The sequence below is a fragment of the Streptococcus sp. CF10-1 genome, assembly GCF_024295825.1.
Lineage (GTDB): Bacteria > Bacillota > Bacilli > Lactobacillales > Streptococcaceae > Streptococcus.
Window position 1 is genome coordinate 112,307 of record NZ_JANCPQ010000005.1, and the last position, 19,236, is coordinate 131,542.

Consider the following 19,236-nt stretch of genomic DNA (forward strand, 5'->3'; position numbering starts at 1 on the left):
TCTCCTATATGAATATCGTTTTTGTTTACAGGGCGGATGTTCCGGTCCGCGGGGTATTTGAAAGGTTCCGGGGCCTTACAAATGGGGTAAACAATACCGTCTACTATCATACCAAATTTCACTACTAAAAGTCAATAGATATGAAAAATATTTTTGCCGATTTCAGTGTTTAACATCTAGAAAAACCTCGCTTTTGCGAGGCTCTCCTATTTATAAGCTAGGGCACGTTTAAAGGTTTTCCAGATTCCCAAATCATCTGTTTGAAGGACTAGACTAGCATACATGCGGCCGATAAAGGCTGTCGCAGTGACTGCAAAGACAACCGTTATAGCAAGGGAAATCCAAGCTTCTAGACCACTCGCATACCCATTTATAGCTCTAAATGGCATAAAGAAGGTCGAGATGAAAGGAATATAGGAACCAATTTTCAGAACTAAATTGTCCCCAGCAGCACCTAGAGAGGTCACACCGACAAATCCTGCTATAATCAAGATCATCAATGGCGACAAGGCCTTACCGGCATCTTCAGGACGAGAAACCATGGAACCAAGGAAGGCTGCTAAAACAACGTACATAAAGAGACTAACCAAGACAAACAATAAGGTATTGAGCGAGAAAGCCTCTCCTAGATGATTTAAAATTCCAGATTGTGCCAAGATTGGTAGGTCCTTAAAGAGCAGAATGGCAGCCAAACCACCCACGACGTAAATGCCAATATGAGTCAAAATCACAAGAAGTAGAGCCAGCATGCGAGCGTAGAAATAATGACTTGCTCGGATACTAGAGAAGACCACCTCCATGATTTTGGTTCCTTTCTCGCTAGCTACTTCCTGAGCAGTGACACTAGCATAGGTAATCAAAATCATATAAAGGAAGAAACCAAGCCCCGCAGCCGCAATGGTTTGGACCATCTTTTTGTTTTCCTTAGATTCGTCAATCTTCTCAGTAAAGTCAACAGTTTGAGCCAGCCGTTTTTCCTGCTCTTGGGACAAATTAGCCGCCGAGCGATTGAGTTGGTATTGCAGTTCGTTGAGCTTATTGGTTACTGCTAGCTTGATGCCTGTTTCAAGAGAAGTTTCACCATGATAGACGGCCTTGAGGACACTGTCCTCTTGATCAATCGTTAGATAACCCTTGATTTTTTCATCCTTGATAGCAGCTTGGGCACTGGCTTCATCCTTATAATCAAAGTTGATACCATTGGTACCCTTGAGCCCTTCTTCCACAGATGGCACAGTTGTTACTACTGCTATCTTGCTATTCTTGGCCATAGAAGACCCTTGGAGATAGCCAATTCCTACAGATAAGGCTAAAAAGAGGAACGGCGAAATCACCATAAAGAAGAAACTCCACGACTTGACATGTCGAAGATAGGTTTCCTTCATTACAACCCACATATTTCTCATACTTCCACCCCTGATTCTAGTTTAAAGATTTCATCGATTGTTGGAGCCTGTTGGTCAAAGGTCGCAATATATTGACCTTGAGTGAGGATGGGGAAGAGTTCCCTTCCAGCACTTTCATCATCTAGGATCAATTTCCAACTACCTTGCTTGGTCAAGCTCACCTGTTTGACGTGAGGAAGTTTTTCCAATTCTTCCTTGCTTTGTTCACTTGAAACAAAGAGACGTGTTTTCCCATATTGATTACGGACATCCTGAACTGGTCCATGCAAGACCACACGCCCGTCACGAATCATCAGAATATCATCGCAAAGTTCCTCAACGTTGGTCATGACATGGTCAGAAAAGATAATGATTGCCCCGCGCTCTTTCTCTTTTAAGATGACCTGCTTGAGCAACTCAGTATTGACTGGATCCAAACCACTAAAAGGCTCATCCAAGATAATCAAGTCTGGCTCATGGATTAGGGTGATAATGAGCTGAATTTTCTGCTGATTTCCTTTGGAGAGGCTCTTGATTTTGTCGGTCAATTTCCCCTTCACTTCCAATTTTTCCATCCATTGAGGGAGTTTTTCCTTGACTTCCTTAGCATCCATGCCCTTTAGAGTCGCCAAGTAGCGAACTTGCTCAAGGACTGTCAGTTTGGGCATGAGGCTACGTTCCTCAGGCAGATAACCTATCCGAGCGTAGGTTTCCTGACGAATCTCCTGCCCATCCAGACTGATCTCTCCTTGGTACTCCAAAAATTTCAACATACTGTGGAAAATCGTTGTTTTCCCAGCACCATTTTTTCCGACCAGCCCTAGAATTCGTCCTGGACTTGCCTGAAAATCGACACCAAACAAGACTTGCTTGGAACCGAAACTTTTCTCTAGATTTCTTACTTCTAGCATCTTCCACCTCCGAAATATGTTGCACTTATTATACTCCTTTTTGATAGCCTTTACAACGATTTATGTCCATTTTATCGGATTATAAGTAGCAAAAGTATCCTATTTCTAATAAATTTTAAGTGCTTCAGTGATATCTTTAGTATAACTCATTAAAGACTTTCTGAGATGGCTTCCTCCTCAACTATCGCTTTTCTCTTCTGAACTGTCCTTTTGAAACTAAAAATCCACCCCGAGGGATGGATTTTAGACTATTAACGCACTTCTGCATTCACTTTTTCTTCGAGTGATGCTTGGATTTTTTCCATATAGCGTGCGACTTCTTCGTCTGTCAAGCTATCTTCTGGATTTTGGAAGGTCAAGCTATAGGCCATTGACTTCATGCCAACTCCCAGTTTTTCGCCTGAGAAGACGTCAAAGAGTTTGATATCAGTCAAACGTTTCACGCCTGCAGCTTGGATAGCATCTACAACTTCTTGATGAGTGACTTCTGCCTTGAGGAGTAGGGCCACGTCACGGCTGACTGCTGGGAATTTGGTGATTTCCACAAATGGAGCAGCTGGTTGAAGGGCAGCTTCAATGGCTGAAAGGTTGAGCTCCGCTACATAAGTTTCTGGGATATCGTAAGCCTTGGCAGTAACTGGATGCACTTGGCCAAGGAAACCAAGAACTTGGTCGCCAAGTGAAATCACAGCCGTACGTCCTGGGTGGAGACTTGCAATCTCAGCTGTTGCTGTATAAGTCACTTCTAGTCCCAAGCGAGTAAAGAGCGCTTCAAGGATTCCCTTAGCATAGAAGAAATCAACTGGAACTGCTGCCGTTTGGAAATCTTTTTCTGCAACCAAGCCTGTTAAGGCAAAGGCAAAACTGTTGATTTCGTTTGGTAATTCTTCTTTTGGATTGCCTGTTTGTTCAAAGACTTTTCCAATCTCGTAAAGAGCCAAGTTTTTGTTCTTACGAGCCACGTTGTAGGCCACCGTATCCAAAATACCTGAGACCATATTTTGGCGGAGGACAGAACGGTCCACTGTCATTGGCCACATGAGTTCTGTAAGGTTACTTGGTTGAGCTGTGAACTCAACTGCTTTTTCAGGCGTTGTCAGAGCGTAGGTAATGATTTCTGTCAAACCTGCTCCTTCAGCGATGGTACGAACTTGGCGACGCAATTTTTGTGTTGCAGTCAATTCACCAGCTGTACCATCGTCTTTTGGAAGACTAGTTGGCAAGCGGTCATATCCATAGATACGAGCGATTTCTTCAAAGAGGTCCGCTTCGATGGTGATATCCCAACGACGACGGGGAACGCTGACTGTAAAGGCTTCAGCATTTCCAGAAAGACCAAAGCCAAGACGACGGAAGACATCTTCCACATCAGCATATGAAAGCTCCGTACCAAGGACGCGGTTAACGTCTGCAAGAGTTGAAGAAACTTCTACATCAGAAGTATCAAGCTGGCCTGCTGAAACGATACCCTTACGCACTGTCGCACCTGCAAGATCAGCAATCATGCTCGCTGCCGCATCAAGGGCTTCGTTAACAGTTGCCACATTGATGCCTTTTTCAAAGCGAGAAGACGACTCAGAACGAAGGTTGAGGCGTCCGCTAGTCTTGCGAATCGATTTGCCATTGAAAACAGCCGCTTCAAGGACAACACGACTAGATTTCTCAGAGATTTCTGTTGCTTGACCGCCCATGACACCTGCAAGGGCTACTGGTTTGTCAGCGACAGTGATGATTAAGTCATTTGTTTCCAAGTCACGTTCTTCACCATCCAAGGTCACCAATTTTTCACCAGCACACGCTTCACGCACACGGATATCAGTCCCTTCAAAGGTATCCAAGTCAAAGGCATGCATCGGTTGACCAAAGTAAAGCAGGATGTAGTTGGTTACGTCCACTACGTTATTGATCGGACGGATGCCTTCATTCATGAGGATATTTTGCAACCATTGTGGACTTGGTGCGATGGTCACATTGTCCAAGATACGGGCTGCATAGTAAGGCGCCTTATCTGTTTCAATCCCTACAGAAAGAGCATCTGCTGCACTTTCATTTGTTTCTGTTAAACTGAATTCTTTAAAGTTGACTGCCTTGTCATAGATGGCTGCCACTTCGTGAGCCACACCACGCATAGAAAAGGCATCCGCACGGTTTGGTGTGATGGAAAGTTCGATAATTTCATCATCCAAGTCTAGGTAAGAAAAGACTTCGTCCCCAGGAACAGCATCTTGAGGCAAGATTTGGATACCATCTGCGAATTCCTTTGGCACAACTGAGTCAGAAATACCTAATTCACCAAGTGAACAAATCATTCCGAGAGACTCTAAACCACGGATTTTCCCTTTTTTGATCTTGTAATTGTCCGCGATACGAGCTCCCGGAAGTGCCACCATGACCTTGATACCAGCACGCACATTTGGAGCACCACAAACGATTTGACGAGCTTCTTCTTCACCCACATTAACCTGACAAACATGAAGGTGAGTTTCTGGCACATCTTCGCAAGACAAAACTTCACCGACGACAATTTTTGAGAGACCAGCAGCCGGTGATTCGACACCTTCGACCTCTATTCCTGTAGTTGACATTTTCTCAGCCAACTCTTGTGATGGCACATCAATGTCCACCAATTCTTTTAACCATTTATAAGATACAAGCATAATTTAGTTCTCCAGAATGACAGTTGCCACTCTAGTTTTTTCCTTTCCTATCATTTCAATAGAAGAATCCTCTTCTTACCTTAATTTCTTTTTCAGTAACCAATCTGTATCTACTTTTTGACCAACCATAAAACTATGTTGGCTAAATTTCTCAAAACCATATCGGTTATAAAACGCTTGAGCTTTTGTATTATGCTCCCAAACACCTAACCAAGCCCAGGAAAAACTATTTTTGGTAGCAAGTTCAAGAGCGAATTCAAACAGTTGCTTACCTAGTCCAAATCCTTGGAATTTTTGTAGCACATAGAGGCGTTGAATTTCAAAAGCATCCTCTAATTCTCTCTCAGTCTGAGCACTTCCCCAGTTGACTTTGAGAAAACCAGCTATCTCCTCTTCATGCATAATGAAATAGGTTTCGGAATCTGGATTTTCCAACTCAGTTGGCAAAACTCTCAGACTATAAGCCTCTTCAAAGTATTCCTGTAACTGCTCTTCCGTATTATCATGAGCAAATGTTTCACGAAAGGTTTGTTTGGCAATTTTGGACAACATCCCAATATCTGCCTTTTCTACTTTTCTAATCATTATTTAAACTGTTCTGAGAAGCGGACATCTCCTTGGTAGAATCCACGGATATCGTTGATTCCGTAACGGAGCATGGCTACACGCTCTTGTCCAAGACCAAAGGCAAATCCAGAGTATACAGCCGCATCGATTCCACTCATTTCAAGGACACGTGGGTGAACCATACCGGCCCCCATGATTTCGATCCAACCTGTTTTCTTACATACATTACAGCCTTCTCCGCCACACTTAAAGCAGGAAACATCCACCTCAACAGATGGCTCTGTGAATGGGAAATAAGATGGACGCAGACGAATCTGACGCTCTTCACCGAACATCTTTTGGACAATCAACTGAAGCGTTCCTTGAAGGTCTGCCATAGAGATGTTTTTCCCAACAACCAATCCTTCGATTTGGTGGAACTGGTGACTGTGGGTCGCATCGTCCGTATCACGACGGAACACACGCCCTGGTGAGATCATTTTCAAAGGACCTTTTGAAAAATCATGAGCATCCATAGCACGCGCCTGAACTGGAGACGTGTGAGTACGAAGCAAGATTTCTTCTGTGATGTAGAAAGTATCCTGCATATCACGAGCTGGGTGATCTTTTGGAAGGTTCATACGCTCGAAGTTATAGTAGTCTTGCTCCACTTCAAAACCATCCACGACTTGGTAACCCATACCGATGAAAATATCTTCGATTTCTTCACTGGTTTGTGTAAGAACATGACGGTGACCAGTCGCTACCGGACGACCTGGAAGTGTCACATCGATACTCTCGCTAGCCAGTTGAGCTGCGACTTTCTTTTCTTCCAAGAGTTTCGCTGTTTCCTCAAAGGCTGCTGTCAAGACATCACGAGCCTCGTTGACGTGTTTCCCGATGACAGGGCGCATTTCAGCCGATACATCCTTCATCCCTTTAAGGATTTCAGTCAGTGAACCTTTTTTCCCAAGGACAGAGACACGTAATTCTTGCATCTCTTTTTCATTTTCAGCAGTAATCTGCTTCAAGCTAGCCAGCGTTTCTTCGCGAAGCGCTTTTAATTGTTCTTCAATAGTTGACATAATTCCTCCATCAGTCGCTCGTAGATAAAAAGAAAACCACATGTCAAAAACTCCACTCGGAGCGTTGACACGCGGTACCATCCGTTTCATCTGACAAGTCAGACCTTCATTTCTAAATCCATGCGCAAGTGAATTCACTCAGCTTTCATATAGAGAGCTTGCAGTCATGGCTCTCCTCCCTGATATACTTTCCTTGAGTTACTAGTCTTGCGGATTTCTATTCAATTACTACATAGTTTATCAGATTTTTACCATTCTTGCAAGACCTATCTCACTTCTGCTTACCTTTAAATCGCCATTGGAAGCGAAACTTGTCATAGAAAGGAAATTCGATAAACAAGACTCCCAAACCTACACAGAAACTGGCAAGAACATCTGATGGGTAGTGAACTCCCAGATAGACCCGAGATAGCAGCACACTGACTAGGTAGAAGCCAAGGACGATTTGCACAATTTTTCTCCAAACCGGATCTTTAATCCGTTGACTGAGAATGACAATCAAAGTCCCTACCATCAGAGTCACTGCCAGAGAATGGCCACTTGGAAAAGAAAATCCCTTCTCCTCTACCAAGTGTAAAATAGCTGGCCGTGGGCGCTGGTAGATGTTTTTAAAGGTCACGATCAAAAGACCGGCTAAGGCTAGATTGCCCGCCATGAAGTAGCTTTCTATCTTCCACTGCTTACGATAAAAGATAAAGGCTGCGATGGCAACCCAGGTAATGATTACTGGGATATCAATCAAATGCGTAAGCGCACGGAATAGAACTGTCAAATAATCTGGCAATTCCCCACGAAGGGCAGTCTGAATCGGTTGGTCAAAACCGACCAACGTTTCAGGATAAAATTTGACCATATAGCCAAGAAGGACGAAAAGTAAAAGGGCAAAACTGCCCTTCATTAAAAATGTTTGTTTATCTCTCATAATGTTTTAAGGTTGGTTTCAAGAGGACGTATAACAGCCAGAATGAAACGGCAAAGATGATACCTTCAATCAGGTTAAAAGGTAAAACCATAGTCATCAAGTAGTTAGAAAGTCCTATAATTTCTCTAATATCAAAGTTGGCAAACTGCGCGTATAAAGGAATCGCATAGACATAGTTGAGAACCAACATGGCAGAAGTCAATCCAATAGTTCCCACTAGAGATGCTAGTAGGAAACGAAGGGTGCTGCGTTCCTTTTTCCAAATCAAACCAAAGACGATAACAAAAACTCCCAGAGCTACGATATTCATTGGCAAGCCAATGTAAGTATTCACTCCCTGGCTATTGAGAAGCAACTTCAAGAGTGATCGCAACAAGAGAATGCCTAGAGCAGCAGGCAAATCCATCACCACCAAGCCCACAAGGACTGGCAAGATACTAAACTCGATCTTGAGGAAGGTTGCCGCTGGCAAGAGCGGAAAGTCAAAGTACATCAGCACAAATGAAATGGCTGATAAAATCGCAATGGTCGAAAGTCGACGTGTGTTTGTCATAACAGGTTCCTCCAATTTTCTATAAAATCAGAAGAAGTTGGAAAGGATCCCTCTATCTATTCTCACTTTTTATATCCCAAAAGTTCCCTCTCACTCTTTTGAGCAAGCGGTTGCAATTCATCTATAAACTCATCAGAACAGACAAAGCCATTCTTTCGTCTTCTCCCATCCAGACTATACTGTCGGTTGTGGAATCGCACCACATCAGCTTGCGCTCGCGGACTTCTTTAACTAAGATATTTTGGATTAATCTAGGCGTCGCAGTCGAAGATAATACTTGAGTATATCGAGACAAGACAACGAAGAGTAAGCCAGAATAGCTAGTTAAAGTCACCGCCGGTCGGGAATCTCACCCAGCCCTGAAGACCCTTTAATCATAACAAAAAACGCTTGCAAGTGCAAGCATTTTGATTATTTCAATTTATCTGCTTCATAGGTGTGAACAAGCTCAAGACCTGCAAAATTTTGCTGACGGAGAGCTTCGTAGACGATCATGCAGACGGTATTCGAAACATTGAGACTGCGGACATGTTCATCGTTCATAGGAATACGGAGAGCCTTCTCAGGATGGTCTCGCATAAAGTCCTCAGGCAAGCCCTTGTCTTCACGTCCAAAGAGAAAATAATGGTCCTCGTCCGTCGATAAATCTGCTTCAGAATAGACCTTTTCCGCAAATTTTGAAATCAGATAGAGTTTACCCTTCATCTGAGACATGAAATCTTCCAAACTGTCATAAAAATGAATCTCTAAGTTATCCCAGTAATCCAAACCAGCTCGCTTCATCTTGCGATCATCAATGGGAAAACCCATTGGTTTGATGATGTGGAGGGGAGAATTGGTCGCAGCGCAAGTACGCGCAATGTTACCTGTATTTTGTGGAATCTGAGGTTCAAATAATACAATGTGATTTGTCATTACGGGTTTCCTTTTATCATTGCAAAAAAATAGCCACACTGCCCGGAGTCAAGCTCAGCAAACAGCGTGGTTAAGGCGTCGTTAACTTACCTCACAACAGGTTTGAAGTAAATCAGCGAAACTACTTTTTTAGTATAACACTTTCAGAATCATTGTCAATAGAAATGACTTGATTTTTTTACTTTTTTTGATGATATTTTCATACCTAGTCATTCTTTTTCTGAGAAAGGATATTAAATGAGCGAAATCACTTCATATAATAGACATTTCTATGAAAGGTGAGCAATTTTATCTTTGAAAACTTACAAAAAGTCTTTTCTTATCCTCTAAAATGGCTTGGCAAGTGCATTTTTTGCGAAAAAAGGGTATGATAGTTACATCATGAAAAAGTAGGGTTTTTATATGAAAATTGTCCTTGTTGGTGGAGGGAAAGTCGGTTTCGCCCTCTGTCGTTCACTGGTTGCAGAAAACCATGACGTTGTCCTTATCGAACAAGATGAGGCTGTCCTCAATCACATTGTCAGTCGCTATGATATCATAGGTCTCCTTGGAAATGGGGCTGACTTTGCCATCTTGGAGCAAGCTGGTGTTCAAGAGTGCGATATCTTTATCGCCCTAACCGAATACGATGAAGTAAATATGATTTCAGCGGTACTTGCTAAAAAAATGGGTGCTAAAGAAACCATCGTTCGGGTGCGAAATCCTGAATACTCTAATGCCTATTTTAAAGAGAAAAATATTCTTGGATTTTCACTTATTGTTAATCCAGAGCTCCTAGCAGCGCGTGCAATCTCAAATATCATTGATTTCCCTAATGCCCTCTCTGTCGAACGATTTGCTGGAGGTCGGGTCAGTCTCATGGAATTTGTTGTCATGGACTCTAGCGGTCTTTGTCAAATGCCAATCTCAGACTTCCGTAAAAAGTTTGGTAATGTCATTGTCTGTGCTATGGAGAGAGATCATCAACTTATGATTCCAAGTGGTGATGTGATTATCCAAGACAAGGATAGGATTTTTGTTACGGGAAATCGTGTAGATATGATGCTTTTCCATAACTATTTTAAATCTCGTGCAGTGAAAAGCTTGCTTATCGTTGGAGCTGGAAAGATCGCTTATTATCTACTCGGCATTTTAAAAGACAGTCGCATTGATACCAAGGTCATCGAAATCAATCCTGAAAGAGCTCGTTTCTTCAGCGAAAAGTTCCCCAATCTCTATATTGTTCAAGGAGATGGAACTGCAAAAGACATTTTGCTGGAGGAAAGTGCTCCCCACTATGATACAGTCGCGACCTTGACTGGGGTTGATGAGGAAAATATCATCACTTCTATGTTCCTTGACCGAGTTGGCGTCCATAAGAATATCACCAAGGTCAACCGAACAAGCCTTTTAGAGATTATCCACGCGCCTGATTTTTCGAGTATCATCACACCAAAAAGCATCGCAGTGGATACCATTATGCACTTTATCCGTGGTCGAGTAAACGCTCAGTATTCAGACCTTCAAGCCATGCACCATCTCGCAAATGGTCAAATTGAAACCCTCCAATTCCAAATCAAGGAAGCTAATAAAATGACTGCCAAACCTCTATCACAGTTGAAATTGAAAAAAGGAGTTCTCATCGCAGCCATTATCCGAAAAGGAAAAACAATCTTCCCTACTGGAGAGGATATGCTTGAGGTGGGAGACAAGTTACTCGTGACGACCTTATTGCCAAATATCACCAAAATTTATGATTTGATTGAGAGGTAAAAAATGAATAAAAGTATGATTCGTTACCTCCTCTCAAAACTTCTCTTGATTGAGGCTGTTCTTCTCCTAGTCCCTGTTAGTGTAGCGATCTATTACCAAGAATCTAGTCAAGTATTTATCGCTCTCTTTTCTACGATTGGAATTTTAGTCCTTCTCGGTGGTCTAGGCGTTTTACGGAAACCGAAAAATCAACGGATTTATGCCAAGGAAGGGGTCTTAATTGTTGCCCTCTGTTGGATTCTATGGTCTTTCTTTGGCGGCCTCCCCTTTGTCTTTTCAGGACAAATCCCCAGCGTCATCGATGCCTTCTTTGAAATCAGTTCTGGATTTACGACTACAGGAGCAACTATCCTGAACGATGTTTCCGTTCTCACTCGTTCCCTCCTCTTCTGGCGAAGTTTCACCCACTTGATCGGAGGGATGGGGGTACTCGTCTTTGCACTTGCCATTATGGACAATGCCAAGAATAGTCACTTGGAGGTGATGAAGGCTGAGGTTCCTGGACCTGTCTTTGGTAAGGTCGTATCCAAACTAAAAAACACTGCCCAGATCCTCTATCTGCTTTATCTGGCTCTCTTCTCCCTTTTTGTAGTTATCTACTATCTAGCAGGCATGCCTCTCTATGATAGTTTTGTCATCGCTATGGGAACAGCAGGAACTGGGGGCTTTACCGTCTATAACGACGGAATTGCCCACTACGGTAGCTCACTCATCACCTATCTAGTTAGTATCGGAGTTCTGGTTTTTGGGGTTAACTTCAATCTCTACTACTACCTCATGCTCCGTCGGGTTAAGGCTTTCTTTGGAGATGAAGAACTACGAGCATATATCATCATTGTCCTAGTTTCTACAGGCTTGATTACGCTTAATACGCTCCACCTCTACCAAGGTGTCTCTAAGAGTGTTGAAATGGCCTTCTTCCAGGTTTCCAATATCATCACGACAACAGGTTTTGGTTACGGAGATATTACCAACTGGCCCCTCTTCTCCCAATTTATCCTCCTCTTCCTCATGGGAATCGGTGGATCAGCTGGCTCAACTGCAGGTGGTCTTAAGGTGATCAGAGGACTTATCCTCTCTAAAATCGCAAAAAATCAGATTTTGTCCACTTTATCCCCTCACCGTGTTTTGACTCTACACGTCAATAAAACTGTGATTGATAAGGATACCCAGCACAAAATTCTTAAATATTTTGCTATCTATATGATGATTATTCTCTCTCTCATCTTTATCGTCAGTCTTGATAGCAATGATTTTCTAGTCGTGACCAGTGCGGTCTTCAGCTGTTTTAACAATATCGGACCTATTCTAGGTACAACCTCGAGTTTTTCCATCTTTAGTCCCATCTCTAAAATCCTCCTCTCCTTTGCAATGATCGCAGGTCGCTTAGAGATTTACCCAATTTTGCTACTCTTTATGAAACGCACTTGGTCTAAACGCTAATGATAATACAATTCCCCTTTTACAAGCCAGTAGAAGGGGAATTTTTCTATTAAAAATGAGAAGACCTTTCGGTCCTCTCCTAATTTGTTTATTCTTTAAGAGCTTTCTTGTAACGAGCAAGTTCTGCTTGGTTAGCCCAAACGTAGTGACCTGGACGAATTTCTACCATAGATGGCTTATCTGTCTTATAGTCATGTTGGTCAGGATCGTAAACTTTCAAAACCTTCTTGCGTTCCAAGATTGGATCTGGAATCGGTACAGCAGATAGAAGTGCTTGAGTGTATGGGTGGACAGGATTGTTAAACAACTCCTCTGTCTCCGCCACTTCGACGATAACTCCCTTATAGATAACCGCGATACGATCTGAGATAAAGCGAACAACTGACAAGTCATGCGCGATGAAGAGATAAGTCAAGCCCAACTCTTTTTGGAACTTCTTGAGCAAGTTCAAGACTTGCGCACGCACTGATACGTCCAAGGCTGAAATTGGCTCATCCGCAATAACGAAATCAGGTTCCATCACAAGGGCACGGGCAATCCCGATACGCTGGCGTTGACCACCAGAAAACTCGTGTGGATAACGGGTCAAGTGTTCTTTCAAAAGTCCAACTTCATGAATCATCTTTTGAACTTTTTCTTTTCTATCTTCTTCATCTTTAAACAAGTGATAGTTGTAAAGACCTTCAGAGATGATATAGTCAACTGTTGCACGCTCATTCAAGCTCGCTGCAGGGTCCTGGAAAATCATCTGGATGCGACGGATCAAGTCTGATGATTCCTTATGAGATTTTTTCCCATTAATCTTATGACCATCAAAGATGATCTCACCTTTACTAGTATTATTTAGACCAATAATGGCACGACCAATCGTTGTTTTCCCGCTACCAGACTCACCAACAAGAGAGAAGGTTTCTCCCTTGTTGATAAAGAAGTTGGCGTTTTTAACCGCAACAAACTTCTTACTTCCTTCACCGAAGGAAATTTCTAAATCTTTAATTTCTACTAATTTTTCAGACATTTCCTTCCTCCTAGTCTTCTAGATGAGCAAAGCCCATTTTATCACGAATCTTGTCATGCAAATCTGCAATGACTCCAGGTTTTTCAACTTTAGGAGCATTCTCATGAAGCAACCAAGTCTTAGCCCAGTGGGTATCAGTGACTGAAAACTGAGGTGCTTTCTGTTCAAAGTCAATTTGCATCGCATAATCTGACCGAAGGGCAAAGGCATCACCTTTCAACTCAGTATAAAGAGACGGTGGTGTTCCTGGGATAGAGTACAATTCCCCTTTATCATCAGCAAGCTGAGGCAAGCTAGACAAGAGACTCCAAGTATATGGATGACGTGGATCGTAGAAGACTTCCTCAACAGTTCCGTATTCTACAATTTCACCAGCATACATAACCGCTACCTTATCGGCAATACTTGCTACCACACCAAGGTCATGGGTGATAAAGATAATGGTAAAGTGGTACTCATTTTGCAAGGTTTTAAGCAAATCAATGATTTGCGCTTGAATGGTAACGTCAAGGGCCGTTGTTGGCTCGTCACAGATCAAGATATCTGGACGACAGGCAAGGGCAATCGCAATAACGATACGTTGGCGCATCCCTCCAGAATATTGGAAAGGATACTCTTCAAAACGTTTTTCAGCATCTGGGATTCCGACCTTGTTCATATAGTCGATTGCCATCTCTTTGGCTTCCTTAGCTGTTTTCCCTTGGTGTTTAATGATAACTTCAGTGATTTGGCTACCGATTGTATTGATTGGGTCCAAACTTGTCATAGGGTCTTGGAAGATAGTCGCAATTTTAGCACCACGAATCTTCTCCCATTCCTTGTTAGAAGTTAGAGCGGTCAAGTCTTGTCCACGATAGTCGATGCTTCCTTGGGCAATACGTCCATTGTCTTCTAACATCCCTGTAAAGGTTTTTGTTAAAACAGATTTACCAGAACCGGACTCACCTACTAAGGCAAGAACTTCTCCTTCAATCAAGTCTAGAGAAACTCCTCGGATAGCCGTCAGAACTTTGTCACGAACGTCAAATTCCACGACAATATCACGAGCAGTCAAAATTACATCTTTTCCTTTTATCATGCCTACTCCTATCTATGTGTACGTGGATCACTAGCATCCGCTAGGTTTTGACCAACAACGAAAAGAGATAGGGATACCAAGATCAAGGTTGTCAATGGAATCCAGAACAAGTAAGCGTTGGTCGTAACGTTTTGTGAGTAATCTGAGATCAAACGTCCCAAACTTGGCACTGTTACAGGCAATCCCAATCCAAAGAAGGAAAGGAAGGCTTCATAAGAGATGAAGCTTGGCAACATCAAGGTCATTGTAGAAACAATAACAGATACCAATTGCGGCATGATGTTTTTAACAATGATTTTAAAGGTTGGTGTTCCAAGTGTTTGAGAGGCAAGGTTGTATTCCAAGTCACGGTAACGCATGATTTGGATACGAATCATATATGCAATCCCAATCCAAGTTGTCACACTCATGGCAAAAATCAAATTCCAGAAACCAGCACCAATTGAGTAAGTCAAGACAATGACAATCAAGAGAGATGGAATGTTTGAAATAATGTTATAAACTTCCATCATGACACGGTCTACAGATTTTGAAATTCCCCAGATTCCACCAACAATAACCCCAATTACAAGGTTGATAAAAGTTGCAATTACAGAGATGAGAATAGAGTTACGCGCACCAAACCAAACCCCATCAAACAAGGATTTACCATTGCTATCTGTACCAAACCAATGTTCAGCATTGGGCTTGATAAAACGAGCACTAAAGTCATTGACCTTACTTACATCGTTGAAATCAAAATCTGAGAACATTGGGTAAATAAAGCTCATCAAGATAATGGCAACCAAAATTCCTAGCATAAAGACGGTTGATTTTTTCTTTAGAAATTGTCTAAATACAGAACCCCAGTATGAATAGGCAGGAGCATCAATTGTTTCAGAGGCAAAATCGTCACGTTTTACGAACTGAAATTTTTCTTTATCGATTGTTGACATTATTTGCCTCCTTTCTCTGTCAATTTAATACGTGGGTCAAGCATGGTCATCCAGATATCTCCTACAAAGAGTGAGAAGATAGAAATACATGTAAAGATAAAGACGAGACCAACAACCATTGAGTTGTTTGATGCCTTAACAGAGTCAATCAACATTTTACCCATACCTGGGAAGGCGAAGACTGTTTCTGTCAATGTTGCACCACCGATAACCCCGATTACGGCACCAGGAATACCTGAAACCAGTGGAACCATGGCATTTTTAAAGATGTGTTTATTTGAAATTTCTTTTTCAGACAAACCTTTTGCACGAGCAAAACGTACAAAGTCCTGGGATTGCAAGTCGATCATGTAACGACGAATCCAGATAGCTGTACTTGGCGCACCCAACAAACCTAGAATAACTGCTGGCAAGACATAAGAACGCCAATCTCCAGCACCCAAAATAGGGAATGAGTCAGGCAGACCAATTGATGATCCAATCAAACGCACGATGTAAACCAAGGCAATCGTTGGAAGGGCAAGCAAGAAGGTAAGAGCACCTGTCGAGAAGCTATCAATCCAAGTATTCTTGTGGCGAGCCATAGCAGATCCAAGTGGAATCGCAATCGCATACGAAATAATCAAACCGATCAAACCAGCAACCGCTGAGCTTGCAATCATTGATGGGTATTGATAATTACTTTCTGTAGCTGTGTATGGATCGTCTTTACCATAGTTGGCTACTTCACGCGCGTCTGCTTGACTTGGAGATTTGTAGGTACGAGAGTAAATATCTACAGATGAAGTCTTCTTACCTGTAGGGAATTGAACTTCTGATGTCTTAGTTTGTCCCTGACCTTGTGTGATAACTTGAAGCACCGGTGTGTTTGCATAAGTTGGGTAAGAATCTCCCAAGTTAATGTTCACAAAGTTTTGGTGTACAAATGGGAATTGATTGTTGAAATACAAAAGGTATTTGTGTTTTGTACCTGAACCAACCAATGACCAACCGATAGCAGGGTCATTTTCAAAACGAAGATAACGCTGCAAGTTTGGATTTTCAGGGTCTTGAATCTTGTTTGGATGATCAATGTCAATCAAGTTCGAATAGAATTTGAAAACACGTTCGAAAATCGGAATTTCACGCGTAGCATAGAATTGACCACTTTCTGAGAACACACCGAGTGTCCAACCATTTCCTAGTTGGTTGATGTATTTTTCGTAGATTGCCTTATTGGTATCATTGGCATCCACTGTTACAGACGAGTCCATCGTGCTCGCTCTTTCTTGCAACTCTTTGGTATCGTAGTACTCGATATAGCCCATCCGTTCATAAACGGTATTTTCATAATTATCCCGCTTGTCCGGTGTCGTTGCAATCTTGTTATAGTTGGTATCCTGCTTGAAAATCAATTTTCGAGGAACCATCGTATAAATAATTGTGTATGTCAAAGTTGTCACCAAGAAAATAGACAACAATGAACGCAATACACGCATAAAAATATATTTCTTCATATCGTTTCCTTTTAAAATCCCAAAAGAACCTTCTCCTCATGGAGAGAAAGTTCTCTTGAGAGTTATTTATTTAACGTGATTAGCCAATTCTTTTTGAACTTTTTCGTTTGATTCTTTTTTCTCTTTGAGCCATTTTTCACGAGCCTGTTCATAATCAGCTTTTGTTACAACCTTATCTTGTAACTGAATATACTTGAAGTATACGTCTGATCCCTTATCTCCAGATTGACTGTATGATGCAGAGAATGGCACAACACGAGAAATGATTGGTGCAGCTCCGCTACCAGATATAGCAGGAATAAAGAGAGAGCTATCTGTCAACCAAGCTTGGGCAGCCGCATATTTTTCATAACGCACATTCAAGTCGCTTGTTTCTTTAGCTGCTTCATCAACTAGCTTATCGTATTCTTTCAAACCAACTTGAGCCGCTGCAGCATTATCTGCACCTTCATAACCCATGTATGTTTTTGTTTGTTCAGCATTTGTTGTTTTCAAGATATCAAGGTAAGTTGATGGATCTTCATAGTCAGGGTTCCATCCAACAGCACCGGAGAGGTCCCAATCTTCTGCTGCTGCGCTAGCTGCGTAGTAAGTAATATTCTGTAGTTCATCTGCAGTGATTTGTTGGATATCGATAACTACATTATCTTCGCCAAGTACTGTTTCAACGGATTGTTTGAAAGATTGAATACGTGCGATATAGTTTTTAGATGATTGATCTACTGGAATATCCAAGTGGATAGGGAATTTCACACCTTCTGCTTCCAATGCAGTTTTGGCTTTGGCAAATTCAGCTTTGGCTTTATCGGCGTTGAAGAGTCCATCTTGACCATCCGCAAAGTTTACATTCTTCCACTCATCACCATAAGCAGCCATCTTTTCAGTTACCAAGTCACCGAAAGTTTTTTCGCCTGCAGAGACAAAGTCTGGTTTCACAAAGAGGTTACGAACTGCAAGAGGGGCAGCTTGCTTACCGTTAATTTGTGCTGAGTAAGAAGTACGGTCAAAGGCGAAGCTCAAGGCCTGACGGAAGTCTTTGTTAAGAAGAGCTTTCTTGGTAGAAGTCTTCTCTTCATCAGTTGTCTTAGAAGTGTATTTGTAACCTTGACGATCAATATTCACACCCAAACCAGCGATACCAGGTCCTGATGGGGTGTAGTAAATGTTGTCTTTATAAGTCTCTTCTACTTTAGAGTAGTTTGAACTTGTTGGGTAAAGACGAGCATAGCTATAAGCTCCACTTGTAAAGTTACGTTCAATTGACTCTTGGTCTGACCCATCATAGAAAGCAAGGGTTACTTTATCGATATGAACATTGTCTTTATCCCAATAGTTTTCATTCTTCACAAATTCGATAGATGACTTAGCAGTCAAACCTCTCAGCAAGAATGGTCCATTGTAAAGCAATGATGTAGGGTCAGTTGCTTTACCAAAGTCAGCCCCTTTTGATTTTTCAAATTCTTCGTTCAATGGCCAGAAGATTGAGTAGGCCAACTTAGAGTTCCAGTATGGCTCTGGTTTATTCAAAGTGTATTCAAGGGTATAATCATCAACTGCCTTTACACCGACTGAAGAAAAGTCTTTATTGTTTCCAGCAATATAGTCAGATAGACCTTTAACTGAATCTTCTGCTAGATACTTAGCTGCTGATTTTTTATCTGCTGCGTGTTTCAAACCATTTACAAAGTCTTTGGCAGTTACTTCAGCGTACTCTTCTCCATCAGATGTCATCCATTTGACACCTTTACGAATCTTGTAGGTATAAGTCAAACCATCTTTTGAAACGGACCAGTCTTCTGCAACTGCAGGAGTCAAATTTCCATATTTATCATTCGTGAAGAGACCATCGATACCATTTGAAGTGGCAACCTTAGTACTTTGTTTCCCTGAAATGAGGTAATCCAATGTTTCTGGATCAGCTGTATAAACATAGCCATAATTTTTTGGCGCTGTTGAATCAGATGATTTTGAAGAACCGCAAGCAGCTAGTACTCCTGCCGCTAATAAAGCAACTCCTGCTGCAACAAATACTCTACTTTTTTTCATGTTTTTAACTCCTCTTGAAAAATTTAGGCTTATTGGAAATTATAACATATATTTTTTAAAAAGTAAACGAATTTTCAGAATATTTAGGCGCATTTCCTCAAAAAACTTCTATTTGTCAAAATTCTTACATTCTTTATTTGTATCTGCAAGAAATACTTTCTAGTCTGATCTTCGTTAGAAGGGGATTTTTACAAGCTTTTTCTCACTTCTTCGATTATCATCTGTTTTCCTAAATTGGATTTTAGAATAAGAAACTATTGACGGGAAATGATTTTCAAGGTATAATAATAAACGTTGAGGCGGTATAGCCAAGTGGTAAGGCACGGCTCTGCAAAAGCTTGATCGTCGGTTCAAATCCGTCTACCGCCTTTCAGTACCTGAATGAACAGGAATTAACCAAATGAAAAGCTCGTAAAACCGGGCTTTTTTAGTATTCCTAATAAATGGGGTATAACTGAACCTACCATCTAGATTTACAAAAAGCAGTGACTCAA

At 41.7% G+C, this 19,236-nt stretch carries 15 protein-coding genes, 1 tRNA gene and 1 riboswitch; of the genes, 3 read left to right on the forward strand and 13 right to left on the reverse strand.

The genetic code is table 11. The features are described from left to right. Nucleotides 1–206: 206 nt before the first annotated feature. From NMM25_RS07635 to NMM25_RS07670, 8 genes are all read right to left on the reverse strand, one after another. Entirely contained in the window at nucleotides 207–1,406 is a 1,200-nt protein-coding gene (locus NMM25_RS07635) for an ABC transporter permease (protein ID WP_254736458.1), read from the reverse strand. Next, a complete protein-coding gene (locus NMM25_RS07640) occupies nucleotides 1,403–2,296 on the reverse strand; it encodes an ABC transporter ATP-binding protein (RefSeq protein WP_129313684.1) in 894 nt (297 codons plus the stop codon). The genes NMM25_RS07635 and NMM25_RS07640 overlap by 4 nt, the downstream gene beginning before the upstream one ends. A gap of 251 nt (nucleotides 2,297–2,547) precedes the next feature. Next, entirely contained in the window at nucleotides 2,548–4,953 is a 2,406-nt protein-coding gene (pheT, locus tag NMM25_RS07645; protein WP_254736459.1) for a phenylalanine--tRNA ligase subunit beta, read from the reverse strand. A gap of 75 nt (nucleotides 4,954–5,028) precedes the next feature. Then, a complete protein-coding gene (locus NMM25_RS07650) occupies nucleotides 5,029–5,538 on the reverse strand; it encodes a GNAT family N-acetyltransferase (RefSeq protein ID WP_254736461.1) in 510 nt (169 codons plus the stop codon). Then, entirely contained in the window at nucleotides 5,538–6,584 is a 1,047-nt protein-coding gene (gene pheS, locus NMM25_RS07655) for a phenylalanine--tRNA ligase subunit alpha (protein ID WP_198460144.1), read from the reverse strand. Before pheS ends, NMM25_RS07650 begins: the two co-directional genes overlap by 1 nt. Nucleotides 6,585–6,855: 271 nt before the next feature. Further along, nucleotides 6,856–7,506: a phosphatase PAP2 family protein gene (locus NMM25_RS07660; RefSeq protein ID WP_254736462.1), complete on the reverse strand. Its 651-nt coding sequence runs from the start codon at nucleotides 7,504–7,506 to the stop codon at nucleotides 6,856–6,858. Then, a complete protein-coding gene (locus tag NMM25_RS07665) occupies nucleotides 7,496–8,059 on the reverse strand; it encodes an ECF transporter S component (protein ID WP_254736463.1) in 564 nt (187 codons plus the stop codon). The genes NMM25_RS07660 and NMM25_RS07665 overlap by 11 nt, the downstream gene beginning before the upstream one ends. Nucleotides 8,060–8,212: 153 nt before the next feature. Continuing rightward, nucleotides 8,213–8,430: riboswitch (FMN riboswitch) on the reverse strand. Between the two features lie 40 nt (nucleotides 8,431–8,470). Next, nucleotides 8,471–8,974: a tRNA (cytidine(34)-2'-O)-methyltransferase gene (locus NMM25_RS07670; protein ID WP_254736464.1), complete on the reverse strand. Its 504-nt coding sequence runs from the start codon at nucleotides 8,972–8,974 to the stop codon at nucleotides 8,471–8,473. Between the two features lie 402 nt (nucleotides 8,975–9,376). Between NMM25_RS07670 and trkA the strand changes: the two genes are divergently transcribed. Next, nucleotides 9,377–10,726, forward strand: coding sequence for a Trk system potassium transporter TrkA (gene trkA, locus NMM25_RS07675; RefSeq protein ID WP_254736465.1), 1,350 nt, complete (start codon nucleotides 9,377–9,379; stop codon nucleotides 10,724–10,726). A 3-nt stretch (nucleotides 10,727–10,729) separates the two neighbouring features. Beyond that, nucleotides 10,730–12,169, forward strand: a complete 1,440-nt coding sequence (locus tag NMM25_RS07680) for a TrkH family potassium uptake protein (RefSeq protein WP_001043431.1) — start codon at nucleotides 10,730–10,732, stop codon at nucleotides 12,167–12,169. Nucleotides 12,170–12,257: 88 nt separating this feature from the next. Here the strand turns inward: NMM25_RS07680 and NMM25_RS07685 are convergent, their stop codons facing one another. The 5 genes from NMM25_RS07685 to NMM25_RS07705 all read right to left on the reverse strand — a co-directional run bounded on the left by NMM25_RS07685 (nucleotide 12,258) and on the right by NMM25_RS07705 (nucleotide 18,742). Next, nucleotides 12,258–13,187, reverse strand: a complete 930-nt coding sequence (locus NMM25_RS07685) for an ATP-binding cassette domain-containing protein (RefSeq protein WP_084849010.1) — start codon at nucleotides 13,185–13,187, stop codon at nucleotides 12,258–12,260. Between the two features lie 10 nt (nucleotides 13,188–13,197). Then, on the reverse strand, nucleotides 13,198–14,265 hold the full coding sequence (locus NMM25_RS07690; RefSeq protein ID WP_000589650.1) for an ABC transporter ATP-binding protein: 1,068 nt from the start codon (nucleotides 14,263–14,265) through the stop codon (nucleotides 13,198–13,200). Between the two features lie 8 nt (nucleotides 14,266–14,273). Continuing rightward, the gene (gene oppC / locus NMM25_RS07695; RefSeq protein WP_000103692.1) at nucleotides 14,274–15,200 is read right to left on the reverse strand and encodes an oligopeptide ABC transporter permease OppC; all 927 of its coding nucleotides are present in this window, start codon (nucleotides 15,198–15,200) and stop codon (nucleotides 14,274–14,276) included. Continuing rightward, a complete protein-coding gene (locus NMM25_RS07700; RefSeq protein ID WP_000759894.1) occupies nucleotides 15,200–16,696 on the reverse strand; it encodes an ABC transporter permease in 1,497 nt (498 codons plus the stop codon). The genes oppC and NMM25_RS07700 overlap by 1 nt, the downstream gene beginning before the upstream one ends. 66 nt (nucleotides 16,697–16,762) lie before the next feature. Further along, the gene (locus tag NMM25_RS07705) at nucleotides 16,763–18,742 is read right to left on the reverse strand and encodes a peptide ABC transporter substrate-binding protein (protein ID WP_254736466.1); all 1,980 of its coding nucleotides are present in this window, start codon (nucleotides 18,740–18,742) and stop codon (nucleotides 16,763–16,765) included. Nucleotides 18,743–19,040: 298 nt separating this feature from the next. On the opposite strand from NMM25_RS07705, the gene NMM25_RS07710 reads away from it, so the two are divergent. Continuing rightward, nucleotides 19,041–19,111, forward strand: a tRNA-Cys gene (locus NMM25_RS07710). Nucleotides 19,112–19,236: the final 125 nt, after the last annotated feature.